This is a genomic window from Microbulbifer maximicatervae (SeqCode) (genome assembly GCF_052467815.1).
In genome coordinates this window covers 3,014,163-3,041,158 of sequence record NZ_CP174326.1, presented here as the reverse complement: position 1 = coordinate 3,041,158, position 26,996 = coordinate 3,014,163, and the positions used below count along the sequence as shown (strand labels likewise).

Sequence of the window (26,996 nt, the reverse complement as noted above, 5' to 3'; positions counted from 1 at the left end):
TTTTGATTAATGTTCAAATATCTATTAGCACTACATATAGCGTTACTTCCTTTGATGACATCGGCTCAAGAGCGAGAACACTTATCCGTCGAAGTTAACGGAAAGAATATAGGCTATGTATGTAAAGGTACCGGGGAATTGACGATACTGCTCGTCGCAGGTATGGGTCTGAACGTGCAATCAACATATAAAAATACATTTAGAAATATTGATCCTGCTAACTATAAGGTGTGTATGTACGATCGCGCCGGATATGGCATGAGCACTTATGGCGATCCAAAAGTTAGAACTATGTCTGAGCTAGCCGATGAGCTAACAACTCTTACTGAGAAGTTAGAATGGAACAAAGTAGTGCTTGTTCCCCATTCGTTCGGAGGCCTAGTGGCAAGAGCTTTTACCAACCAAAAACCTGAAGTTGTTAAAGGTATCGTGTTTGTAGATGCGGCACACGAAAGCTGGTATCAGGACATGAAGTCATCAATGTCACGGGAAGGCTGGAAAACCATGGAGTGGATTATGGATTGGGAGCGTAATCATCACTCTTTCGAGGATTTCGAAGAGGCTTCATCACATACATCAATTTATTCAATTCCCAGTGACTTACCTATCACTGTCATGTCTAGAGGCATTCCTCACGTCAGTATTCGGCAGACGAAAATGAGCTATAAAGATGTAGATACATACACTAAATCATGGGATCGGTCTCAAGAAAAACTAAGGGCTATCACTCGCAATGCGGAGGCAGTTACTATGATGTATGCGTCGCACCTTTTTGACGAATCTGACCCATGGATAGTTATTGAGCACATCGAGAAAATGATCTCAAAAATTGAAAACGAAACTTAAATCGGGTAGCCGGTAGTTTTTAGCTACCGGCCCCCACACCACCCATCATGCGGGTCCGCAATGGGCGGTTCCCTATCCGTAATGAATCTCTACCCAACGATAGTGTCGAGCAGATCTTCATTTGAGTTGAGTGTCATGGCTGTGCGCCACATCAACTTTAACCGACTGGAAACATATCAGTAGGCTAGCCCTGTCTTTCAACTCGTGAATTTAGGTTCAGGCCTTCACCCTGCCCAAGGTATTAATCTTGGCATTTGGCCACCCACCAAAGAAAGATCATTCAGGGCGCCTCACTAGACTTCAGTGAAAAGGGTCGCTTTTGGGAAGGCCGTTTTAAGTCCCAGGCCTTACTGGATGAAAGAGCCCTCGCCGTCTGTATGGCTTATGTAGACCTCAACCCGATCCGTGCCAATATTGCCAAGACACCTGAAGAATCTGATTACACTTCGATTCAACAGCGTATTCGTACGACAGTCTCAGGCAAGCAGCCAAAAAATTTACTTCCATTTGTCGGCGGTGATCGTTTGAATATGCCAAAAGGGCTACCCTTTCAATTGGATCACTATTTGGAGTTGGTAGACTGGAGTGGTCGGCATTTAGACCCCAGAAAACGAGGCTGTATTACCGAAAACACGCCCCCTATCCTTGAACGGCTCAGCATTTCACCCAAGCACTGGCGATATCTCAATCGAAATTTTGAAAGTCGCTTTAAAGGCTTAGTGGGATCGGTGGAGGCGGTAAAGCAAGCTTGCATCCAACTCGATAAACGCTGGGTACATGGTATAGCTGATTGCCGGCGCTTCCTCTCAGCTACGCCCTTCTAATTTATCCCTACTCCAAGTGCTCGATAGCTGCTCTTTTATCCAAAAATAGCGATTCCCAAAACCTAACTACCAATTCCCAGCATTTCGTCTTCTTTACCTCTTAATCAAAGAGAAAGAGCCGCCAGAGAGGGAGTCAGTTTTGTTACTGGCTCCATCCTCCCTTCTTTGGCTGTCCTAGAATCTATCTCAGGAATTTACAATTTACTGTGGCACAGAAGTTCTCACCTAGCTTTTACCCTCCAATACCATGGCTGTCCTTTTTGTTTTTGGAAATCTTACAAAATCCGAATACCAGCAATAAAGCTAAAAAGATTACATTAACCAAAAATATCGAAACCTGCCCCACATCGAAAAAAAACAAATACATGCAATTAATAGTTAATGTAATCAACATCCCTGCACACAATAATCTAGACACTTGCCGTCTATACCCAACAATAAAAATCAAGATAGGTGAAAAAAGCATCGAAGAGATCATCAAAAGCATATCCAAGGTTAATAAACCACCTGGATTATATCTCAACCCCATAATGATCAATCCCAAAAAAATACCTATACAAAATAAGGACCACACCAAATATATTCCAGCTGTTAATCTAGCCATAATTCCCCTGCCGCACCCCCTATCAACAGTTCTGGACATCCACGAAATAGAAAGTATAAACCGCCAGCCCTATTGACAAAAGATTAAAATCTCACAAAATACTGTATGTTCATACAGCAAATTGTGCGTACAGCCAATGACTCTACCGCGAAGTGCCCAGATATCTCTGGATACAACACCCTATTATCACTGCGTTTCCCGCTGTGTGCGGCGTGCATTTCTGTGTGGTAGAGATACTGAATCCGGAAAAGATTATGAGCATCGGCGCGAATGGATTGAAAGCCGTATGTATAAGTTGGCCGAGGCGTTTGCTCTAGATATTGCCGCCTATGCGGTAATGAGTAATCACTACCATATAGTGCTATATATTGACACAGAATCGGCTAACAAGTGGTCTATTACAGAGGTAATTACTCGCTGGCAAAAGCTATTTAAGGCTTCCAGCTTAGCTCAGCGCTATCTTCAGGGCGATGCCCTCGATCACTGTGAGGTAACCAAACTAAAAGAAGTTGTTTCCCTATGGCGGGAGCGCCTAATGGATATTAGCTGGTTTATGCGCTGCTTAAATGAATCTATCGCTCGCCAGGCCAATGCCGAGGACCAGTGTACAGGTCGCTTTTGGGAAGGCCGTTTTAAGTCCCAGGCCTTACTGGATGAAAGAGCCCTTGCCGCCTGTATGGCTTATGTAGACCTCAACCCGATCCGTGCCAATATTGCCAAGACACCTGAAGAATCTGATTACACTTCGATTCAACAGCGTATTCGTACGACAGTCTCAGGCAAGCAGCCAAAAAATTTACTTCCATTTGTCGGCGGTGATCGTTTGAATATGCCAAAAGGGCTACCCTTTCAATTGGATCACTATTTGGAGTTGGTAGACTGGAGTGGTCGGCATTTAGACCCCAGAAAACGAGGCTGTATTACCGAAAACACGCCCCCTATCCTTGAACGGCTCAGCATTTCACCCAAGCACTGGCGATATCTCAATCGAAATTTTGAAAGTCGCTTTAAAGGCTTAGTGGGATCGGTGGAGGCGGTAAAGCAAGCTTGCATCCAACTCGATAAACGCTGGGTACATGGTATAGCTGATTGCCGGCGCTTCCTCTCAGCTACGCCCTTCTAATTTATCCCTACTCCAAGTGCTCGATAGCTGCTCTTTTATCCAAAAATAGCGATTCCCAAAACCTAACTACCAATTCCCAGCATTTCGTCTCCTTTACCTCTTAATCAAAGAGAAAGAGCCGCCAGAGAGGGAGTCAGTTTTGTTACTGGCTCCATCCTCCCTTCTTTGGCTGTCCTAGAATCTCCCTATTTAGAACTGGTAGACCGGAGTGGCCGCCAACTCAATCCACAAAAGCGTGGGACAATTGATGAAAATATTCCTCCGATCCTCGAACGGTTAGGTATACCGGAAAAACACTGGCTCTACCTAAACCGTCACTTTGAAAGTCGCTTTAAACACCTGATTGGCTCGGCAGAGTTAGTCAGGCAAGTCTGTATAAAACAAGCGCTGGGTGCACGGGCTGCGGGACTGTCAACGCTTCCTTAGCCCCTGCCCCATTTAAATAGCATGAAAACTGCTTGCAAAGTGCACTAAACAAGCTGTGTGCCTACCTCGGCCTCTCTATCCACTTCTGAATAACACTCCGTGATAATTTTTTACGCCAAATAGATATCTTTTTCGGAATAGATTCCTCAACTACTAGAAAATGGCGTAAAGATTTCGAATCTTCAATCTTTGGGTGTCCAGGAACTCCCCAGGAACTCCCAAGAATAATATTGATTAATCTCTCTGACCTCATCATGGTACATAGCTGTTGCGTACTTTCTCGTTCAAGAAATTACTCTCCATCACTAGACAATTATTATACATATAGCCAATATGGAAAATATAAATTCAAGTGACAAAAAAACCAATACACATATAAACCATCTCTCTCCATACATATTCGAAGTAGCTATGAATATCGACCTTACTTAACTTAAATAAAGATTTAACCAAATCATATATCTATAACCTTATCATATTCTGCCCATTCATACGTTTTGGTTTTCGTTTTTCTTCTTATCTCTTCTTTGTGAGACATCCCCCAATCTTTGTGAATTTCTTCATTCCCACACTCATCTTCTTCGGTGCACCATATCTCGTAATTGTAATTTGCATATACGATGGTTTCCCAAGTATTAGTTTGCTCCCAAACCTTTATTGATAAAAGAGCCATATTAAAGTTTGGCTTTGGAAGTTTATAAGCGCTTTTTAGGGTTTTTGAAACCAAAATGGCTTGCTTACCTCTTCTATACGCTAAAAGAGCAGTTTCTTTCAGTGTAATAGGCCCATGTGTGATTTCAGTATCACTGCTAAGATAGGAACTAACAATAACTACCCAACAGTTATCTAATAGCTCAGTGGGTATTGCATAAAGCCCTGTGGGATCAAATCCAGCAAGTGGGTTCTGATTAACATAACTATATAGATTGATTCCACCAGTTAAGCCAATTGGGTCACTCTGTAAATATCGCCCCAAACTGGGGTCATAATCTCGATAATAGTTATAATTTAGACCACTTTCCTCATCGTAATACTGCCCAGGAAAGCGCACATTAAATACGATTCCTTGTCCATTCCCATCTACATCATTATCAACAACAGTTTCCCCAAAGACACTACGAGTACTGCGCCAAATAATTTCCTCATCACTATTGATCAACAGTCGTGGCGTATCCAGATGGTCACTGTACACCACATAAGTTCCGTTAGTATCTGCAACCTGAAGCGGGGCATAAGCGTTGGGTAAATAATCGTAGCGTTGGGTAAGACTCGCAGTGCCATCACTCTCTTCAAACTCTGCTATTAGCTGGGTGCCATTCCATAAAAACCAGGTGGTGATACCATCAATAGTTTTAAAGAGCCTCCTGCCACTAACATCATAACCATAACTCGCGGTGGTGGAGGCCTCACTGTAGCCTGTAAGGCGATTATCTAGGTCGTAAGTAAATATTTTATTTTCCGTCCCGGTAATAGACGTTAAGTTACCATCATCATCATAGGCACGGATCAAAGTGTTATTGTTTTGGCTGATTAATTGATTGTTACTGTTATATTCGTAGGCCGCGCTATCACTCGGATCCTCTCGATTTCCTACCCCATCGTAGGCAAAGACCTCATCGGTAAAGGCAGTATTATCTGGATAGTCAGCCCTGGTTAGTCGATCTACGCCATCATAAGAAAACAATTGGGTGCCATCATTGTCATTATATTCAATGATATTTTTTACTGCATCAAAACTGAAGCCCAAGGACTCCAAGACAATATTAGAGGAATTAGTAACAGTAGAACCTGCTAAAGTACCATCGGTATTGTAGGTATTGGTACGGCGAACTCCAGATGCATAATTAAGGTTAACCCAACGATCAGCTTCATCGAAAGCCAATGAATGAGTCTGGCCTGCCAAAGTGACACTCGATAAGCGAGCATAATCATCATAATTAAAACTATGATTGGTTAGAACGCCACCTAGCTCAGCAGTATTATCAAGACTGAGCCTACTCAACTTACCCAGAGAATTGTAAGTGTAGTTAAGAACTCTATCTCCACCAGGTATATAATGGCTAGTGGTTTGGGATATACGATTTAATGCATCGTAAATATTTGTATAAAGTGCGGAGCTTTGTATGGCTGTATCAATAGCTTGCGTCAGTTGACCATTGTCATTGTAGGTAAAACTCTGTGCACGCTCAATATTATTACTCGCATAATCTGTAGCGCTTCCAAAATGTTCAATACTTACTAATCCACCCCAATCTTCATAGCTATATACCAACACTTGGCCACGAGTACCGGATTTAGTGGTGAGGCGGCCGCGGCTGTCGTAGGCGTAGTTAATCGCTTCCCCACCAGGGCGGGTTTCTGCGATCGTGCGACCTAATCGATCATAGGTATAACTAGTTGTATTACTTTTCGGATCAGTAACTGACAGGAGGTTGTTACTAGCATCGTAACTAAAGGATGTAACCAGACTGGGGGTTATTCCTTGCTGTTCGGCTCTGGTTAAACGATTCACTTCATCATAAGTGTACAGAATGACACGATTTAACGAATCGGTGGTACTAACTACATTACCAAAGGCATCATAACTATGATTTACCACACTACCTTTCGGGTCAGTAATACTGGCTAGGTTACCGTGCACATCATAACTAAAGGTAATAGTATTACCTAACGCATCCGTAGTACTTAAGCGCTGCCCACGGCTATCGTAAGTATAAGTTTGGTAAGTGGAGTTGGCACCGGTACTATCCTGACGATCGATGCTGGTAAGCCTGCGTTTTCCATCGTACTTGAACAGAATGATTTGCCCGGAAGAAACTTCACCACTCAAAGTGTCTGTAACTCTCCCCATTTCCACTTGCACTAAGTCATTATCTACGTAGGTATAGTGGGTTTCCTCGTCCAGGGGGTTGGTAACCTGCACTGGGCGGTTTTTATCGTCGTAGGCGAAGCTGGTGGTGTTGCCCATGGCATCAGTAGCAGTTAGACGATTGCCCACTTGGTCATAAGTGTAGCGTTGCACCCCGGTAGCCAGGCTGTTGCCATTGCTGTCTTTCCAATACTCTTTGGTGGGGTAAAGACTTTCATTCTCGTATTCCAGCACATACTGGCTACCATCGGCGTAAGTAGTCACTGTTAGCTGATTGCGGGTGTTATAGGTAAAGCCGGTGGTTTGGTAGCCCCCATCTGCCTTTAATTGTTTAATACTGGCTAAGGTCTGGGGGTTACCGTCGGTATCGTAATTAAAAGTATATTCGGTGCGGAACACCGTGGTGGCATCAGCAGTGGAAACTACCTCTTCACTGGCTATCCAGCCGCTCTCGTAAGTCCAACTAGTGGTAATGATTTCACCACTAGCCAGGTTAACCGCTTTACTCAAGCGACGGTTATCAGTGTTGTAGGTGTAATCGATAGCGCGCACTAGAGTACGATCACCATTGTCATCGGCCAGGCCATAGCGCTCTTCACGAGTAACGTTATTATTAGCATCGCGGGTTTTTACGGTGAGATAGCCCGCTTGGTCCTCATACTCCACTGTGCGGCCATCTTCGTTAAACACGTAGCGCTCAGTGGTGGTATAAGGATTATTGCCATCGGCATCGGTAACAGTGGTAGTGACCTCAGTTTCATAACCCTCAGTAACATAGTCAAACTCGAAGGTTAGATTGCCGTAGACCTCTTTGATTACCCGATCTTCTGAATCGTAAGTTTCCTCATAGGGAGTAGCATTTTCACCCACCTGGAAGTAGGTTAGATTGTGGCCGTCGTTGCTATCTTCGTATTTATAAGTAGATACCAGCCCTTCCAGGCCGGTGACTTTAATCAGGTTGCCTGAAGTTAGGGCATTACCTTCACTATCATCCAGCGTATCGTGGCTATAAACAATAGTGCGGCCGGCGTGGTCCACCGCTTGGGTAACACGGCCGGTGTCGCTATCGTAACTGAAGCTAACGTAGTTGCCACTCAGGCTGCCATCTGCCAGGCGCTCTTCAATTTTTTGCAACTGGTAGCTATAGGCCACCGTCATCGGCTTAGAGGGATCGACGGAATAAAGAGAAGTACCGACGATAGGAAAGCGTTCACTGCTGTAAGTAAACTCCAGGCGCTGACCGTTTTTATTTTCCCGTGCTGTCAGTCGGCCTTCAGCATCGTAGTAATCTTTACGTCCATTATTGTGGGCAAAGGTGTAGGTACCATCGCTATCTTCACTCAGGGTTCCACGCAACCCAGCTACATCGCTCACATAGGCACCGCCACTGTAAACAAACTCAGCGCGGTGCCCGGCACAATAGCGGATTATTACTTTATCATCGGGGTATTCATACAAGCGGTAATCGTGATCGAAAGCCCAGCCATAACCCAGAGCACTATCATAATCCGATTGGTTATTGTATTTGCGTATAATTTGAATCGGGTAGCTGCCATTGACCACCATATCGGTTTCTTTGTGGCGTTCCTGTCCGCTGTAAAGTACGACCGTACCCCCTTCAACTTCCTCTTCGGGGCAGCCTCCCCCATCGCCACTATCACCGCCAGCGCTATCATCACTGTTAGAGCCAGTACCACCACCAAAGGTGTGGGCCTGACCGGGGCTGGCGGCTATGGCCAGGGTTAAAGCCAGCATCGCTGAAGCTAGGGGCGGACAAATAGAGTTCGCGCTTGCGCAGACGCGCCGGGCGCCCTCCAAAGTTTTGCTAAATCCAGCAAGGGCTTTTAGCGGTGTTTTTAGTATTTTGTTGGCAAAACTGCTCATGGGTATTCCCTATCCCCCAACTTCTGGCCAGGAGTGTGATTCTTATTCAGTTCAAATCGGACGATATTATTGTGCGGCACGCCACAGGCGATAATCTTTCAAAGCGGTTTGTTCCTGCTTATCCTTGCCCTGTGCCTGGTAAGCCTGGGCTAGACCAAGATAGGCGTGGCCGTATTCCGGGTGGTTTTTTATTAAGCGGCTGAAATAGGTTTCCGCTTCTGCCCACTGCTGCTGTTGAATGGCGATTTGGGCCAACAATTGCAGGGCTTGGCGATGGGTTCTATTTTGTTTCAATACCACTGAAGCGTGCTTCTTGGATTTTTCGTACTTACCTAGCTTTTTTTCCAACTGGGCCAATTCAATCATGGCCGGGTAATTTTGCGGTTGCTGTCGCAGCAGGCGGTTGTACAAGGCCCGCGCCCGCTTATATTCCTTTTGTTCAACCGCCGCTTGAGCCTCAGCTTGGGAGACCTGCTGGATATGGGCGCTCGGCTTGGCTGCGCAAGCTCCAGTACTCGCAAAAAGCGCAATAATTGCCAGGGATAGAATCTGGATTAATTCCGTCGTTCGCTTCATGGTTCACATCCTTCTGAATATCTAATTCGCATTAGAGTTAATCTTTATGAGCGAGAGTTTTCGCTGAATCATCGGCCTGGGGCTTTTCAATAACCACTTTTAGGGTGGCCATACCAAAGTTGCCCAGGTAGCCGCGCAAATTCACGGTGAGATAGTGCTCGCCTGAGTTGTGGTTGCGGCTGTCCCAGCGATAAGTGGTGGGGAAGTAACCCACTTCGTTCTCATAAATGTACTGTCCGTCGACAAAGTACACAGGCTCAAATCTTTTTGAGGCCAGCTGCGCGATATGCTCCGGCTGTACATTAATACGTACCGGTACAGTGCCACTAACTATCGGGGTGCCTTCGCTATTTTGGGGGTAGTCCCCCACCAGTGAAATTTCCAGCGGGAAATCTCCCCGGCTCATTGCGTCCCGTTGCGCTGGGGCGTGAATACGCGGGCGATGGGATTTCTTTTTTTGTCGCGGGCTTTGGCCCCACGGCATATCCTGTACAAAGCGGGCGCCAGAAGATGATTTATCTCCGCTCACCAGAATGGTATTGCGGGGTAAGGCGAAGGCATTGAGAATTAATTCCAGCGCTGGGTGGCCCTTTAAATTCAGGGCGCCGGAGGCATCTTGTCCATCCCAGGCTTCTTTTTGTTGGCCAGACGCGCGCGGCACCCAGTCGATAATATTATTCAGCAGTGGGCCGTTATTTTTTAATCCCACCCGAATTGCGACGCGGGCCATTTGCGGCAGGGTGTAATCCACACTGCCCTGCTCCGCATTCCAACTTAGATCGTTCACCGCGACACTTTCACCACCGGTAATATCGGTCAGGTCGTACTCGGCAGTTTGCTCACCGGCTTTTGCATTGATGGTGTAGTGATAAGCCTCTGCGGGTACCGGGCGCCCCTGCTGGTCGGTGCCGTCCCACTGCCACTGGTGATCGCCCGCCGCCAGCTGTTCGCGGTATTCCGTTTTGATCAGCAGGTCGCGAGCGTCGTAGATATTAATCGTGACGTTGGCTTGCGTATCAATATGGTAATTCAGTGTGAACTGTTCACCCTGGGCGGGGGCAAAAGAGCGGGATTCAATATTGACCCCGGAAATAGACAGTCCGTAGCCAGCCAAGGGCGTAACCAGAGCGGCCAATACTGCGGTGAGGCCGATTTTTTTTAACATCTTATTCATAGTACTGATTTGCCTTGCGCGGGTTGTGGCCGCCATAGGGGTTTACGGGCACCGCTGGTAAATTGGGTCAGCTGGGTTAACTCACCATCATCGAGCGTTAACCTCCACAGGTTATAGGCACCGTCGCGGGTAGACTGAAATACAACGGCATCACCTTTCGGGGACCAGCTGGGGGCGGCATCCAGTGCGGCATCGGTGGTTAGCTGTTTGAGTTTTCCGTTGCTCTCGCGCAACCACAAATCGTAGTTACCGGCACGGTTACTGGAAAATACCAATCGGCCTTTTGTGTCGGCGACAACATCAAAATTGTAAAGACTGTTAAAAGTCAGTTGCCGCTTGCTTCCGGAAATCAAATCCAACGCCCAGATATCGTGGGCTTCGCCACCATCCCCGGACAAGAAATACACGGTCTTGCCATCTGGATGCCAGCGGGGTTCGTGCTGCATATGACGCATATTGGTGAGTTTTTGCTGGTCGCTGCCATCCAATGGCAATCGCCACAAGTTGTTATCGTCAACACTGTCGGAGGTACTGAGAGAAAAGACTACAGATTTTCCATCTGGCGCTAGGCTCGCATCAATAAAACCTTTAAGCGGCATTGTTATTGGCAATTCTTTGGCGTTGGCCAGCTCTACTTCATGCAGTTCACCCTGGCTGCCATTCACCAGCAAACGTTTGCCATCGGGAAACCAGCTAAGGCTGTTTTTATCGAAGGCTGAGTGGGTGAGCTGCCGGTGTTGTTGGCCCTGGGTATCCATTACCCATACCTGCCAATACCCCTGTTTGCCCGGGGCCAGGTAAGCAATATCCTCTTCTGCGTAAACGCAGGCACACCATAGCAATGCACAAGTCACAATGACCACGTTGGACTTTAGTAAGGCTTTCACGTTGTTCTCTTGGTTGTTTTTTGATTTAGCGCCGACTTGTCAGTTAGGCGCTAACGGTGAACTAAAACACCGCTAGCGCTCTAACCATTATTGATACAGCTGCAATGCGCCGTAGTAAGTGGTACTGGCTCCGGTAGTTGCCGAAGTCGCTTCTATCCAGAAACTGTACACACCTTCATCCGAGACCATAATCGCGTTGCCATCGCTCTCTTCATAACCGGTCCACTCCACCTCGTGAGTGGCTACTGCGCCATCGCTGTCATTAGCGGCTTGCAGCTGGTTATCGATCAAGGTGATCGCTCCGGCATCTGTCGGGTCACCGATATCCGGCGGTAACAGTTTGAAGGTTACGTAGGAGTCCTGATCCAACAAGTAAGCCACTTTCGAGATTTGATCGTAGCTGTGGTACATCAGATAGGGATCGGATTTTACTTCGATGTTGGGTGCGTCCAGTGTGCCGCTGATACTTGGGTTTATGCCGTCAATAATTACCACGTTGGTGGGCAGAACTTCTGGATAAGGCACATAGGTGGAAAAAGATCCTGAAGTTAGCACGCCATCTGCGGTGCGACCATCCCACACCAAGTAGTGAGCGCCAGCTTCCATAGGAACGTTATCGTAGACAATGCGCTTGTCACCTCCACTTGGTGTCACTTCCATATAGACACGCACATTCGAAGTGGGTGTGACTGCAGCTTTCATAAAGTCGTTCTGTGCTGCATTCATAGTGGAGTCCATACTGCCTATTAAGACATCACTACTGGTGCCTACATTCTCAATAGCGTACACACCTTCAACACCTCCACTCACTGCGGTGAGATCATAGGTGTATGCCTCTTCCTGAACATAATTACCCTCGTCATTCTTGCCATCCCAACTCAGGGAATAATTACCCGCACTATCAAAGGTTTCCACCACACTGCGAACCAGCTCTTCAGTTTGCTCGTCTTTAATATCCAACGTAACAGTAGCGCCGGCAGACAAGTCAAAGCTGATTACCAGGCTCTCTCCAGAAACTGGGTTAACCGTAGTTTGGTTACGGCTAACATTGGCAATACTAATCAGGTCAAGAGTAACCGTACGAATAATCGTAGAGATATTCCCCGCCCTATCACTGGCAACCAAACGTACCTGATAGTCACCATTTGCCGGTGCCTCAACAGTTCCGTCAGTCGAGCTAACGACCCATTCAGCGAGAGTGCTTTCACTTACCAATGATGTTGAAGATTCGAGGCTTACCCAGTTATCGGTATCACCACTCAGCTGGTAATCCACGGTGTAGTCAACAAAGAAGCTGTCGGTAGCACTGCCTACAATCTCCAGAGCCGTAATCCCAGTTGATAAGGTATCGCCGTTATTTACATTAGTCATTTCGGCTATAGGGGCAGTGTTATCCAGCTCTACCCAAATAGCACCCGCGCGATAACTGGTATTCTCCGCATCAGTTACCTTCAAGAATAAATAGTAACGACCATCATTTAATACGGTGCTGCCACTGTCAGTACCATCCCAATCGATATTAATATCTGTACCAGTTCCAGAGAAAGTATTCACAACAGTTCCGGATTCATTACTGATTTCCAGATCCCAATTACTAGCTGAACTCAAGGTGGCAGTTATAGCTAATGAATCCTGGGTGCCATCACTATTTGGGGAAAAGTATTCGTAATCTCCGTTTAAGTCGGATGTTATTACTCGAATCTCTGCAGCCAGGGCACTGCTGTAATCTACTGCAGTTTCTGGTGAATCAACCCCGATAATATCTACCCCCCACTCTGGTGCAGCACTGCCCCACCAGTTGCCAGTAACATTCAACACCACCGCCGAGCTACTACCATAGTTATTGAGGTACAAACTGCCATTGGTATTACCATAGAGATCATTGCCGGTAATCGTGGGCGTTGGATTGGTAGCATCACTACCCGAACCATTCAGGTAAATACCATAATTATTATCGATAAAACTATTACCCGTTAAGCTCGGTGAAGAGGCCCCGGTAATATAGGCACCGTAATTCAAGCCAGTAACAATATTGTCAGTTACTGCTGGGGATGCAGTATCCAGGGCTAGCCCGGTACCAATATAACCTGTATTTTGGATCAAATTATTGGTAATCGTGCCACCGGTAAAATTGTTAATGCTGATCCCGCTTTCGCTAAAGTCAGTAATAATACTGTTGGTAACACTGAACGCAGAAGGCGAAGTCGTAGAGACTGCATTTTCAGCATATTGGATGTAAGCATTATCAATTCTGACACTGCCACCACTTGCTACGACGATACCTTGCCAATCGCCTGCCACAGGGTATTGGGCCTCACTGGTAAATATTACCGGCTGTAAACTGGAACCACTAACTACCAAATCTCCCTCTACTGTTAGTGAGTGACCGGCAGGGAATACCAATATTGCTCCAGCTTCCAGCGTTAAACTCACACCACTATTTACATTGATATCGTCAACAACAATATAGGATCCCGCAGCCAAGCTCGTGTCAGTATCAATATCCAAGCGGAGGTAGTGATCGTATACGGAATTTCCATTGGCACTGCTCAAGTAGCCACTGTAATCCACTAACGGTCGATAGGAAGTGCTATCGCTGTAATCGTAGACTTCTGCCTGTATTTCCCCTGAATCTAAAGTATTCCACCAATTGCCCGTAGCATTAACCGTAACTACACCGCTTTCGTAATAATACGTATACAAGTCGTAACTACCGTTACTGTGGATACTATTGCCGGTAATCTCAGGTTGCGGATCGTACTCTGCTTCCCTCATTCCGTACAAATAAAAGCCGTAGTTACTATTATCGGTAATAGTATTTCCCGTAATCGTTGGTGTGGTAGCAATACCGCTATAGCCCTTAATGTAAAAACCGTGTTGGTTATCGGTGATCACGTTATCGCTAGCAGTGACATTCGTCACACCGTACAGGTATACCCCAGCATTATCGGCATGCTGAATAGTGTTGCTACTGATTGAGCCGCTGGCGCTGTATGCGTGGATAGCACTTTCATCAAAATACTGCAAAGTACTATTACTCAAGCTAAAAGTACTGCCCGAGTTTGCATACAGGCCATAGTCCCCATACTCCAATGTCACATAGTCCAGGATCACCGTGCCGCCACTTTCCGCTACGATGCCATACCAGTCGCCAACGCTGGGGGTACTCTCATCACTGGTAAATACGATGGGGTTATCACTGGTGCCCTGGGCATCCAAGGTGCCAAAGACCTTCAGGCTAAAGTCACCACCCACTTCAATGCGAGCGCCGGGCTCAATCGTCAGGGTCACGCCACTTTGCACGTATACAGTGCTCAAGAGGGTATAAGTGTTGCCCGCTTCCAAAGTGGTATCTTCACTTAGGTAACCATTCAAGCCATTGCTGATCGCTGAACTACCATCTTCGGCATCCAGATAGCCACTATAATCCACTAGTGGTCGGTAGGAGGTACTGTCAGTGTGATCAAAGATCTCCGCCGCAATCTCCCCGGAGTCTGTGGTGTTCCACCAGTTACCCGTGGCATCCACGGTGACCACACCACTTTCATAAGAGTTGGTATACAGTTCATAGCTACTATTACTGTGAATACTGTTGCCAGTAATTATCGGGCTTGGATCGTAGTCTCCATTACTTACGCCAATCAAGTAGAAACCGTAGGTACCACTACTGCTAACGGTATTACCGGTAATGGTTGGATTGGTGACACCACCGCTATAACCTTGAATATAAAAACCAAAGTCATTATCCGTGGTCAGATTGCCAGTTATGCTTGGCGTGCTGGTAACCTCGCTGTAGCCCCTAATATAAAAACCATAATTATTACCGGTAATCGTATTATTGCTGGCAGTAGCATTCGCCACACCATACAGAGATACACCCGCGACATCCGCATACTGAATAGTGTTATTAGTGATCGTGCCACTGGCTTGATAGGCGTAGACAGCACTTTCATCAAAATACTGCAAAGTGCTGTTGCTCAGGCTAAAAGTACTACCTGAGTTTGCATACAGGCCATAGTCCCCGTACTCCAGCATCACATAGTCCAGGGTCACCGTGCCGCCACTTTCTGCCACAATGCCATACCAATCCCCGATACTGGGCTCGCTTTTATCGCTGGTAAATACGATCGGACTGTCACTATTGCCCTGGGCATCCAGGGTGCCTGAAACCTTGAGCCTAAAATTACCACCCACTTCAATGCGAGCGCCGGGTTCAATCGTCAGGGTCACACCACTTTCTACATATATTGTATTCAACAGTGTGTAAGTGGTGCCCGCTACCAAAGTGGTGTCCTCGGCCAGGAAACCAATCAGGCCATTGCTGGTCGCGATACTTCCGTCTTCAGCATCCAGGAAACCACTGTAATCCACGATCGGCCGATAAGTGGTGCTGTCGGTATAGTCATAAACTTCTGCTGCGATCAATCCGGCATCCGTGGTATTCCACCAGTTGCCCGTAGCATTGATCGTAAGCCCACCAGTTTCGTAATAGTACGCTTCCAAGTCGTAGTTGCTATTACTGTGGATACTATTGCCGGTAATTACCGGTTGCGGATCGTATTCTGCGGTACGAACACCATACAAATAGAAACCGTTGCGGCTGTTGCCGGTAACAGTATTACCAGTAATCGTTGGGGTAGTGGCAACACCGTTATAGCCTTTAATGTAAAAGCCGTAGTAATTATTCGTGATCGTATTGTCACTGACGGTGACATCCGCAACACCGTAGAGATATACCCCGGCATTATCGGCATGCTGAATGGTGTTGCCAGTAATTGAGCCGCTGGCGCTGTAAGCGTAGATAGCACTTTCATCAAAATACTGCAAAGTGCTGTTGCTCAGGCTAAAAGTACTGCCCGAGTTTGCATACAGGCCATAGTCCCCATACTCCAGTGTCACATAGTCCAGGGTCACCGTGCCGCCATTTTCCGCTACGATGCCATACCAGTCGCCAACGCTGGGGGTACTCTCATCACTGGTAAATACGATGGGGTTATCACTGGTGCCCTGGGCGTCCAAGGTGCCAGAAACCTTCAGGCTAAAGTCACCACCGACTTCAATACGAGCACCCGGTTCGATCGTCAGGGTTACATCACTTTTTACATACACCGTACTCAAGAGCGTGTAAGTGGTGCCCGCCACCAGCGTGGTATCCTCGGTCAGATAACCGATCAGGCCATTGTTAATCGCTGAGCTACCATCTTCGGCATCCAGATAACTACTGTAATCCACCAGCGGTCGATAGGAGGTGCTATCGGTATAGTCGTAAACTTCTGCCCCAACTTCCCCCGAGTCCGTAGTGTTCCACCAGTTACCGGTGGCATTCAGGGTAAGTACACCACTCTCGTAATAATTGGTATACAGATCATAGCTATTATTACTGTGAATACTGTTGCCAGTAATTACTGGTTGAGGGTCGTATTCTGCGTTTCGAACTCCGTATAAATAGAAACCGTAGTTGCTACTGCCAGTAATAGTATTGCCGGTAATGGTTGGGTTAGTGGCACCCCCGCTATAACCTTGAATATGAAAACCGTAATTATTATTTGTAAGTGTGTTGCCTGTCATTGTTGGAGTGCTGGCAATACCGTTATAGCCTTTAACATAAAAGCCATAGCTGCTCTCGGTAATCATATTATTGCTAGCAGTAACATTCGCCACACCATACAGATATACACCAGCGACATCCGCATGCTGAATAGTGTTGTTAGTGATCGTGCCACTGGCTTTATAAGCATAGATAGCACTTTCATCAAAATACTGCAGAGTGCTGTTACTCAGGCTAAAGGTACTACCCTCTGATGCATATAGACCATAGTCCCCGTACTCCAGCATCACATAGTCCAGGGCCACCGTGCCGCCACTTTCTGCCACAATGCCATACCAATCCCCGACACTGGGCTCGCTTTTATCGCTGGTAAATACGATCGGGCTATCACTAGTGCCCTGGGCATCCAGGGTGCCTGAAACCTTGAGCCTAAAATTACCACCCACTTCAATGCGAGCGCCGGGTTCAATCGTCAGGGTCACACCGCTTTCTACATATATTGTATTCAAGAGTGTGTAAGTGGTGTCCGCTACCAAAGTGGTGTCCTCGGCCAGGAAACCAATCAGGCCATTGCTGGTCGCGGTACTTCCGCTCTCAGCATCCAGGTAACCACTGTAATCCACGATCGGCCGATAAGTGGTGCTGTCGGTATAGTCATAAACTTCTGCTGCGATCAATCCGGCATCCGTGGTATTCCACCAGTTGCCCGTAGCATTGATCGTAAGCCCACCAGTTTCGTAATAGTACGCTTCCAAGTCGTAGTTGCTATTACTGTGGATACTATTGCCGGTAATTACCGGTTGTGGATCGTATTCTGCGCTGTAAACACCACGTAAATAGAAGCCGTTGCGACTGTTGCCGGTAACAGTATTGCCTGTAATTGTTGGGGTAGTGGCAACACCGTTATAGCCTTTAATGTAAAAGCCGTAGTAATTATTCGTGATCGTATTGTCACTGACGGTGACATCCGCAACACCGTAGAGATATACCCCGGCATTATCGGCATGCTGAATGGTGTTGCCAGTAATTGAGCCGCTGGCGCTGTAAGCGTAGATAGCACTTTCATCAAAATACTGCAAAGTGCTGTTGCTCAGGCTAAAAGTACTGCCCGAGTTTGCATACAGGCCATAGTCCCCATACTCCAGCGTCACATAGTCCAGGGTCACCGTGCCGCCACTTTCCGCTACGATGCCATACCAGTCGCCAACGCTGGGGGTACTCTCATCACTGGTAAATACGATGGGGTTATCACTGGTGCCCTGGGCGTCCAAGGTGCCAGAAACCTTCAGGCTAAAGTCACCACCGACTTCAATGCGAGCACCCGGCTCAATCGTCAGGGTTACATCACTTTTTACATACACCGTACTCAAGAGCGTGTAAGTGGTGCCCGCCACCAGCGTGGTATCCTCGGTCAGATAACCGATCAGGCCATTATTAATCGCTGAGCTACCATCTTCGGCATCCAGATAACCACTGTAATCCACCAGCGGTCGATAGGAGGTGCTATCGGTATAGTCGTAAACTTCTGTTGCAATCTCCCCCGAGTCCGTAGTGTTCCACCAGTTACCTGTGGCATTCAGAGTAAGTACACCACTCTCGTAATAATTGGTATACAGATCATAGCTATTATTACTGTGAATACTGTTGCCAGTAATTACTGGTTGAGGATCGTATTCCGCGTTGCGAACTCCGTACAAATAGAAACCGTAGTTGCTATTACCGGTAACCGTATTGCTAGTTATGGTTGGAGTGGTGGTGCCACCGCTATAGCCTTGAATATAGAAGCCGTAATTGTTACCGCTAACTGTATTACCAGTTATAGCTGGAGTACTGGTAACACCGGTATAACCCCGAATATAAAAGCCATAATTGCTACCGGTAATCGAGTTGTTGCTGGCAGTAGTATTTGTTACACCGTAAAGGTACACCCCAGCGATATCTGCATCCTGAATAATGCTGTTACTAATAGAGCCACTAGCTTTATAGGCGTAGACAGCACTTTCATCAAAATACTGCAAAGTGCTATTGCTCAGACTAAAGGTACTATTCTCTGATGCATATAAACCATAGTCCCCGTACTCCAGCGTCACATAGTCCAGAGTTACCGTGCCGCCACTTTCTGCCACAATGCCATACCAATCCCCGACACTGGGCTCACTTTTATCACTGGTAAATACGATTGGGCTGTCACTAGTACCCTGGGCATCCAGGGTACCTGCAACCTGAAGACTAAAACCTCCCCCCACTTCAATGCGAGCGCCCGGTTCTATCGTCAGAGTTACACCACTTTGCACGTACACTGTACTCAAAATGGTATAAGTAGTACCTGCCAACAGAGTGGCATCCTCGGTCAGGTAACCATTTAAAACATTACCAACCGCTGAGCTTCCATCCTCGGAATCCAAATAACCACTGTAATCCACGATCGGCCGATAGGTGATGCTGTCGGTATAGTCATAAACTTCTGCTGCAATTAATTCAGAGTCCGTAGTATTCCACCAGTTGCCCGTAGCATTGATCGTAAGCCCACCAGTTTCGTAATAGTACGCTTCCAAGTCGTAGTTGCTATTACTGTGGATACTATTGCCGGTAATTACCGGTTGTGGATCGTATTCTGCGCTGTAAACACCATGCAAATAGAAACCGTTGCGACTGTTGCCGGTAACAGTATTGCCTGTAATTGTTGGGGTAGTGGCAACACCGTTATAGCCTTTAATGTAAAAGCCGTAGTAATTATTCGTGATCGTATTGTCACTGACGGTGACATCCGCAACACCGTAGAGATATACCCCGGCATTATCGGCATGCTGAATGGTGTTGCCAGTAATTGAGCCGCTGGCGCTGTAAGCGTAGATAGCACTTTCATCAAAATACTGCAAAGTGCTGTTACCCAGGCTAAAAGTACTGCCCGAGTTTGCATACAGGCCATAGTCCCCATACTCCAGCGTCACATAGTCCAGGGTCACCGTGCCGCCACTTTCCGCTACGATGCCATACCAGTCACCAACGCTGGGGGTACTCTCATCACTGGTAAATACAATGGGGTTATCACTGGTGCCCTGGGCGTCCAAGGTGCCAGAAACCTTCAGGCTAAAGTCACCACCGACTTCAATGCGAGCACCCGGTTCAATCGTCAGGGTTACATCACTTTTTACATACACCGTACTCAAGAGCGTGTAAGTGGTGCCCGTCACCAGCGTGGTATCCTCGGTCAGATAACCGATCAGGCCATTATTAATCGCTGAGCTACCATCTTCGGCATCCAGATAACCACTGTAATCCACCAGCGGTCGATAGGAGGTGCTATCGGTATAGTCGTAAACTTCTGCCCCAACTTCCCCCGAGTCCGTAGTGTTCCACCAGTTACCTGTGGCATTCAGGGTAAGCACACCACTCTCATAATAATTGGTATACAGATCATAGCTATTATTACTGTGAATACTGTTGCCAGTAATTACTGGTTGAGGGTCGTATTCCGCGTTTCGAACTCCGTATAAATAGAAACCGTAGTTGCTACTGCCAGTAATAGTATTGCCGGTAATGGTTGGGTTAGTGGCACCCCCGCTATAACCTTGAATATGAAAACCGTAATTATTATTTGTAAGTGTGTTGCCTGTCATTGTTGGAGTGCTGGCAATACCGTTATAGCCTTTAACATAAAAGCCATAGCTGCTCTCGGTAATCATATTATTGCTAGCAGTAACATTCGCCACACCATACAGATATACACCAGCGACATCCGCATGCTGAATAGTGTTGTTAGTGATCGTGCCACTGGCTTTATAAGCATAGATAGCACTTTCATCAAAATACTGCAGAGTGCTGTTACTCAGGCTAAAGGTACTACCCTCTGATGCATATAGACCATAGTCCCCGTACTCCAGCATCACATAGTCCAGGGCCACCGTGCCGCCACTTTCTGCCACAATGCCATACCAATCCCCGACACTGGGCTCGCTTTTATCGCTGGTAAATACGATCGGGCTATCACTAGTGCCCTGGGCATCCAGGGTGCCTGAAACCTTGAGCCTAAAATTACCACCCACTTCAATGCGAGCGCCGGGTTCAATCGTCAGGGTCACACCGCTTTCTACATATATTGTATTCAAGAGTGTGTAAGTGGTGTCCGCTACCAAAGTGGTGTCCTCGGCCAGGAAACCAATCAGGCCATTGCTGGTCGCGGTACTTCCGCTCTCAGCATCCAGGTAACCACTGTAATCCACGATCGGCCGATAAGTGGTGCTGTCGGTATAGTCATAAACTTCTGCTGCGATCAATCCGGCATCCGTGGTATTCCACCAGTTGCCCGTAGCATTGATCGTAAGCCCACCAGTTTCGTAATAGTACGCTTCCAAGTCGTAGTTGCTATTACTGTGGATACTATTGCCGGTAATTACCGGTTGTGGATCGTATTCTGCGCTGTAAACACCACGTAAATAGAAGCCGTTGCGGCTGTTGCCGGTAACAGTATTGCCTGTAATTGTTGGGGTAGTGGCAACACCGTTATAGCCTTTAATGTAAAAGCCGTAGTAATTATTCGTGATCGTATTGTCACTGACGGTGACATCCGCAACACCGTAGAGATATACCCCGGCATTATCGGCATGCTGAATGGTGTTGCCAGTAATTGAGCCGCTGGCGCTGTAAGCGTAGATAGCACTTTCATCAAAATACTGCAAAGTGCTGTTACCCAGGCTAAAAGTACTGCCCGAGTTTGCATACAGGCCATAGTCCCCATACTCCAGCGTCACATAGTCCAGGGTCACCGTGCCGCCACTTTCCGCTACGATGCCATACCAGTCACCAACGCTGGGGGTACTCTCATCACTGGTAAATACAATGGGGTTATCACTGGTGCCCTGGGCGTCCAAGGTGCCAGAAACCTTCAGGCTAAAGTCACCACCGACTTCAATGCGAGCACCCGGTTCAATCGTCAGGGTCACACCACTTTTTACATACACCGTACTCAAGAGCGTGTAAGTGGTGCCCGTCACCAGCGTGGTATCCTCGGTCAGATAACCAATCAGGCCATTGTTAATCGCTGAGCTACCATCTTCGGCATCCAGATAACCACTGTAATCCACCAGCGGTCGATAGGAGGTGCTATCGGTATAGTCGTAAACTTCTGCCCCAACTTCCCCGGAGTCCGTAGTGTTCCACCAGTTACCTGTGGCACTCAGGGTAAGCACACCACTCTCATAATAATTGGTATACAGATCATAGCTATTATTACTGTGAATACTGTTGCCAGTAATTACTGGTTGAGGATCGTATTCCGCGTTGCGAACCCCATACAAATAGAAGCCATAGCTGCTATTACCAGTAATAGTATTGCCGGTAATGGTTGGGTTAGTGCCACCATTGCTGGAACCCTGAATATAAAAACCGTAATTATTATTTGTAAGCGTGTTACCTGTCACTGTTGGGCTGGTGGCAACACCGCTATAACCCTTAATATAAAAGCCGTATTGGTTTTCGCTAATAACGTTATCACTAGCAGTGATATCCCCAGCACCGTAGAGATATACCCCGGCATTATCGGCATACTGGATAATATTGCTATTAATCGAGCCACTGGCGATATAGGCGTAAACGGCACTTTCATCAAAATACTGCAAAGTACTGTTGCTCAGGCTAAAAGTACTGCCCGAGTTCGCATACAAGCCATAGTCCCCGTACTCCAGCGTCACATAGTCCAGAGTTACCGTGCCGCCACTTTCTGCCACAATGCCATACCAATCCCCGACACTGGGCTCGCTTTTATCGCTGGTAAATACGATCGGGCTGTCACTAGTGCCCTGGGCATCCAGGGTGCCTGAAACCTTGAGCCTAAAATTACCACCCACTTCAATGCGAGCGCCGGGTTCAATCGTCAGGGTCACACCGCTTTCTACATATATTGTATTCAAGAGTGTGTAAGTGGTGTCCGCTACCAAAGTGGTGTCCTCGGCCAGGAAACCAATCAGGCCATTGCTGGTCGCGGTACTTCCGCTCTCAGCATCCAGGTAACCACTGTAATCCACGATCGGCCGATAAGTGGTGCTGTCGGTATAGTCATAAACTTCTGCTGCGATCAATCCGGCATCCGTGGTATTCCACCAGTTGCCCGTAGCATTGATCGTAAGCCCACCAGTTTCGTAATAGTACGCTTCCAAGTCGTAGTTGCTATTACTGTGGATACTATTGCCGGTAATTACCGGTTGTGGATCGTATTCTGCGCTGTAAACACCACGTAAATAGAAGCCGTTGCGACTGTTGCCGGTAACAGTATTGCCTGTAATTGTTGGGGTAGTGGCAACACCGTTATAGCCTTTAATGTAAAAGCCGTAGTAATTATTCGTGATCGTATTGTCACTGACGGTGACATCCGCAACACCGTAGAGATATACCCCGGCATTATCGGCATGCTGAATAGTGTTGCTAGTAATTGAGCCGCTGGCGCTGTAAGCGTAGATAGCACTTTCATCAAAATACTGCAAAGTACTGTTGCTCAGGCTAAAAGTACTGCCCGAGTTTGCATACAGGCCATAATCCCCATACTCCAGCGTCACATAGTCTAGGGTCACCGTGCCGCCATTTTCCGCTACAATGCCATACCAGTCGCCAACGCTGGGGGTACTCTCATCACTGGTAAATACGATGGGGTTACCACTGGTGCCCTGGGCGTCCAAGGTGCCAAAGACTTTCAGTTTAAAATTGCCAGCGACCTCAATGCGAGCGCCCGGTTCGATCGTCAGGGTTACATCACTTTGCACGTACAAAGTGCCCAAGAGCGTATAAGTTGTACCCGCCACCAGAGTGGTATCTTCGGCTAGGAACCCAAGCAAGCCATTACTAATTGCCTCATCTCCATCCTCGGCATCCAGGTAACCACTGTAATCCACTACAGGTCGGTAAGTAGTACTATCGGAATAGTCATAAACTTCTGCTGCGATCAATTCAGCATCTGTGGTATTCCACCAGTTACTTGCGGCATCAACGGTAAGCGCACCACTTTCATAATAGTAAGTTTGCAGATCGTAACTGCTGTTGCTGTGAATACTATTTCCATTAATTACCGGTTGAGGGTCGTATTCTGCTGTATAAGTTCCATGTAGGTAAAAACCATTGCGACTGTTACCAGTAACGGTATTACCAGTAATGATTGGGGTGGTGGCAACACCGCTATAACCTTTAACATAAAAGCCGTATTGGTTATTCGTGACTAGGTTATCTCTTACGGTGAGATCTGCTACACCGTAGAGGCTCACCCCAGCAATATCTGCATACTGAATTATGTTGTTATGAATTGAGCCACTGGATTTGTAGGCGTATACAGCGTTTTCATCAAAGTATTGCAAGGTACTATTGCTAATACTGAATGTACTATCCGCATCCGCGTACAGCCCATAGTCGCTATATTCTAATGTCACATAATCCAGAGTTACCGTGCCGCCACTTTCTGCCACGATTCCATACCAGTCACCAACACTGGGAGTAGCCTTATCGCTGGTAAATACAATTGGACTATCACTAGTCCCCTGAGCCTCCAGGGCTCCAAAAACCTTGAGCCTAAAATTATCACGGACTTCAATACGAGCACCGGGCTCAATTGTCAGGGTTACACCGCTTTGCACATGCACTGTGCTCAAGAGGGTGTAAGTGGTGCCCGACACCAAAGTGGTATCCCTTGTCAGATAACCAAGTAAGCTATAGCTAACTGCTGCACTTCCATCCTCAGCATCGAGATAGCCACTGTAATCCACGATAGGACGGTAAGAAGTACTATCCGTATAATCGTAGATTTCTGCTGCAATAGATTCTGGATCTGTAGTGTTCCACCAGTTGCCTGAAGCATCAATATTGAGCGCACCACTTTCGTAATAGTAGGTAAACAAGTCATAACTGCTATTACTGTAAATACTATTCCCCGTAATCACCGGTTGCGGGTCATAGTCCGCATCATTAACTCCATACAAGTAGAGGCCATAGCTACTGTTACCAGTAATAGTGTTTCCGGTAATAGTTGGGGTTGTAGCAGTACCACTATTGCCTTTAATGTAAAAGCCATATTGGTTATCTGTAATCGTATTATCACTAACGGTGACATCTGCTACTCCATACAGATAGACCCCGGTATTATCTGCATATTGAATTGTACTATTCTTAATTGAACCCATAGCGCTATGGGCGTAAATACCGTGCTCGTCAAAGTGTCGTAAAGTACTATTGTTGAGGCTAAAGTTACTACCGGATTTCGCATAAAGCCCATAATTGGCGTATTCAATGGTGGTATAACTTAAATCTAATGAACCACCATCATTTGCCACGATGCCATACCAATCACCTTTGACTGGCGAAACCTGTGCACTAGTAAATACCACAGGCGTATCCACCCCACCGGAAGTGGTTAGGCTACCATTCACCTCAAATGTATAATTTCCCTCAAAGAGGATGGTAGCACCTTCATTAATAGTAAGAGTCACCCCGCTATTAACATCTACATTACCAGTCACCAAATAGGTTTGATGTGCCGCAAGCTCTATGTCTGTAGTAATATCACCGGACAACTCACTCAAGACGCTGAGGTTATCGTACTCAAGGGATTGGTCTTCGCTTCCGGTGACTGCCACCGCAATTCCGGCTTTGACAATATCGTCAAAGCTGATTGAAACGCTATCAACCTGAGTCCAACTCACACCATCCGTAGAGATATAAGCTGTGATAGTGTCATCGTCACGTACCAATCTTAACCACTGGGGTAAAGCACCGGTTTGTCCAGTGGTAATTAATGTGTTGGCTGCGTCATCCGTATCTCGGGTGAAAAGTCCAATACTGTTATCGGCCGGATCCATCACTAGCGCAACAGCTTTATCAGTTGCTGCAGTGCCATTTCGTAATGCAATACCTGCAATACCTGACCCGCTATTACTATGACTGGATAAGCGGGCGAATAACTCTCCCTGCTGTAACAACTCTTGATATACAAAGTGTAAAGAATAGGCATCATCCCACTCACCAGTATCTGCTAAGGCAGGGCAAGTAGCACTTGAGGAAAAAGTTAATGTTAGATTATCTAGGTAATTGTTGTCGCTAATCTCCAGCGATGTGGCCCGTATACCATAGCGAGATAGGTCGCCGATACCGCTACCGACCGTGTAAGAGAGACCAATATCAGCCCCTCCAACAGTAGCTGTGAAAGTATCGCCAGAGCGATTCAAGGTAACAGTTTGCCCTGTAGTTGGATGATTACCAGCCGCAGCTACCTGAGCCAAATTGATTTGACTGTCTACGCCTGTAAAGTGAACAAGGGCCCAAACACCTGTCGTACCGTCCCCTTGATACTGGACCCCATAGCCAACATATTCGGCATCAGTTAAATAGATACTGAGCGAATCGGTGCCGGCATCTACATCCGTTGATGAATTAATGAAAGCGCTGAGAGTAATCTCACTTGAATCACTTAGCACAGTCGGGGCTAAAAGAACTTGGTCAACTTGTGCGGTTACAGTGACACGTTCATTCAGTACCGACAAGGCCTTGTCACCAAAACTATGAAACCCAAGCGATGCCAGGTCCTCACTTGAACTGGAGGAAAAATCTTCAGAAACAAGATTTTCAGCTACACAAATTTCTGAAATCCCAAGACTTAATGCCTGCTCATCGCCACTTAGAACGACATCACCTGTGCTGGCACCAACAATTGAAAGCTGCCAGGGAGAAACTTCTTCATCCACCGCAACTTCGGCATATGTATATGCCGAAGCACATAGCAATGAAACACACAAGTACTGCAACAGCTGTCGAGCATCTTTTTTAAACGCCAAAAGCCGTGAATGATTATAAGCCGTGCTGCGCATGAACATGCCTTCCCAATTTGCACCTTGAATCAATCCAGGCATAACGGGCAGCAAGAAAGCTAAGCAATCAAGCTATCTCAGAGAAAGACTGAGAGGAAAAACCGCAGAAATTAAAAAAACGAAATGGGCACTGATACCACTTGCTTAATACTGCTCTTCCAACAGCAATCCTTGCACCCTTTATGCATCTCGCACTCAGTCAAACTTTTTGAGTGCTTCCTTCCTTAAAACTACAACCAACGCGTCATCAAGCGTTAGATGGCACGATTATAATCAAAGTTCGAAGAAAAATGTCAACTAATATATAAGTACCAGCAGCACCCAGAACAAAATACATAAACTCCCATAACTGACATTGCGGTCAATAAAATCGTGCTCATGCAACCAAAACAAACC

The 26,996-nt window shown here is 46.8% G+C and carries 9 protein-coding genes; 4 read left to right on the top strand and 5 right to left on the bottom strand.

The annotated features are described in order from the left end of the window. Positions 1-9 precede the first annotated feature (9 nt). From ACJJIW_RS13185 to ACJJIW_RS13170, 4 genes are all read left to right on the top strand, one after another. Positions 10-846, top strand: coding sequence for an alpha/beta fold hydrolase (locus ACJJIW_RS13185; protein WP_299583569.1), 837 nt, complete (start codon positions 10-12; stop codon positions 844-846). Between the two features lie 254 nt (positions 847-1,100). Continuing rightward, the gene (locus tag ACJJIW_RS13180; RefSeq protein WP_444935409.1) at positions 1,101-1,670 is read left to right on the top strand and encodes a hypothetical protein; all 570 of its coding nucleotides are present in this window, start codon (positions 1,101-1,103) and stop codon (positions 1,668-1,670) included. A 206-nt stretch (positions 1,671-1,876) separates the two neighbouring features. After that, positions 1,877-2,350: a hypothetical protein gene (locus tag ACJJIW_RS13175; RefSeq protein WP_444935408.1), complete on the top strand. Its 474-nt coding sequence runs from the start codon at positions 1,877-1,879 to the stop codon at positions 2,348-2,350. Between the two features lie 60 nt (positions 2,351-2,410). Then, complete coding sequence (locus ACJJIW_RS13170; protein WP_282931925.1) at positions 2,411-3,397, top strand: transposase; 987 nt, start codon at positions 2,411-2,413, stop codon at positions 3,395-3,397. Positions 3,398-4,277: 880 nt separating this feature from the next. On the opposite strand, the gene ACJJIW_RS13165 is transcribed toward ACJJIW_RS13170, so the two are convergent. From ACJJIW_RS13165 to ACJJIW_RS13145, 5 genes are all read right to left on the bottom strand, one after another. Next, positions 4,278-8,576 carry an RHS repeat-associated core domain-containing protein gene (locus tag ACJJIW_RS13165; protein WP_444935407.1) on the bottom strand — a complete coding sequence of 1,433 codons (4,299 nt, stop codon included), beginning with the start codon at positions 8,574-8,576 and terminating at the stop codon, positions 4,278-4,280. A gap of 66 nt (positions 8,577-8,642) precedes the next feature. Continuing rightward, the gene (locus ACJJIW_RS13160) at positions 8,643-9,152 is read right to left on the bottom strand and encodes a tetratricopeptide repeat protein (protein ID WP_444935406.1); all 510 of its coding nucleotides are present in this window, start codon (positions 9,150-9,152) and stop codon (positions 8,643-8,645) included. A gap of 37 nt (positions 9,153-9,189) precedes the next feature. Then, the gene (locus tag ACJJIW_RS13155) at positions 9,190-10,326 is read right to left on the bottom strand and encodes a FlgD immunoglobulin-like domain containing protein (protein ID WP_444935405.1); all 1,137 of its coding nucleotides are present in this window, start codon (positions 10,324-10,326) and stop codon (positions 9,190-9,192) included. Further along, positions 10,323-11,213 (bottom strand): TolB family protein, encoded by an 891-nt coding sequence (locus ACJJIW_RS13150; RefSeq protein ID WP_444893971.1) that lies wholly within the window; start codon positions 11,211-11,213, stop codon positions 10,323-10,325. Before ACJJIW_RS13150 ends, ACJJIW_RS13155 begins: the two co-directional genes overlap by 4 nt. A gap of 87 nt (positions 11,214-11,300) precedes the next feature. Then, positions 11,301-26,600, bottom strand: coding sequence for a beta strand repeat-containing protein (locus ACJJIW_RS13145; protein ID WP_444935404.1), 15,300 nt, complete (start codon positions 26,598-26,600; stop codon positions 11,301-11,303). Positions 26,601-26,996: the final 396 nt, after the last annotated feature.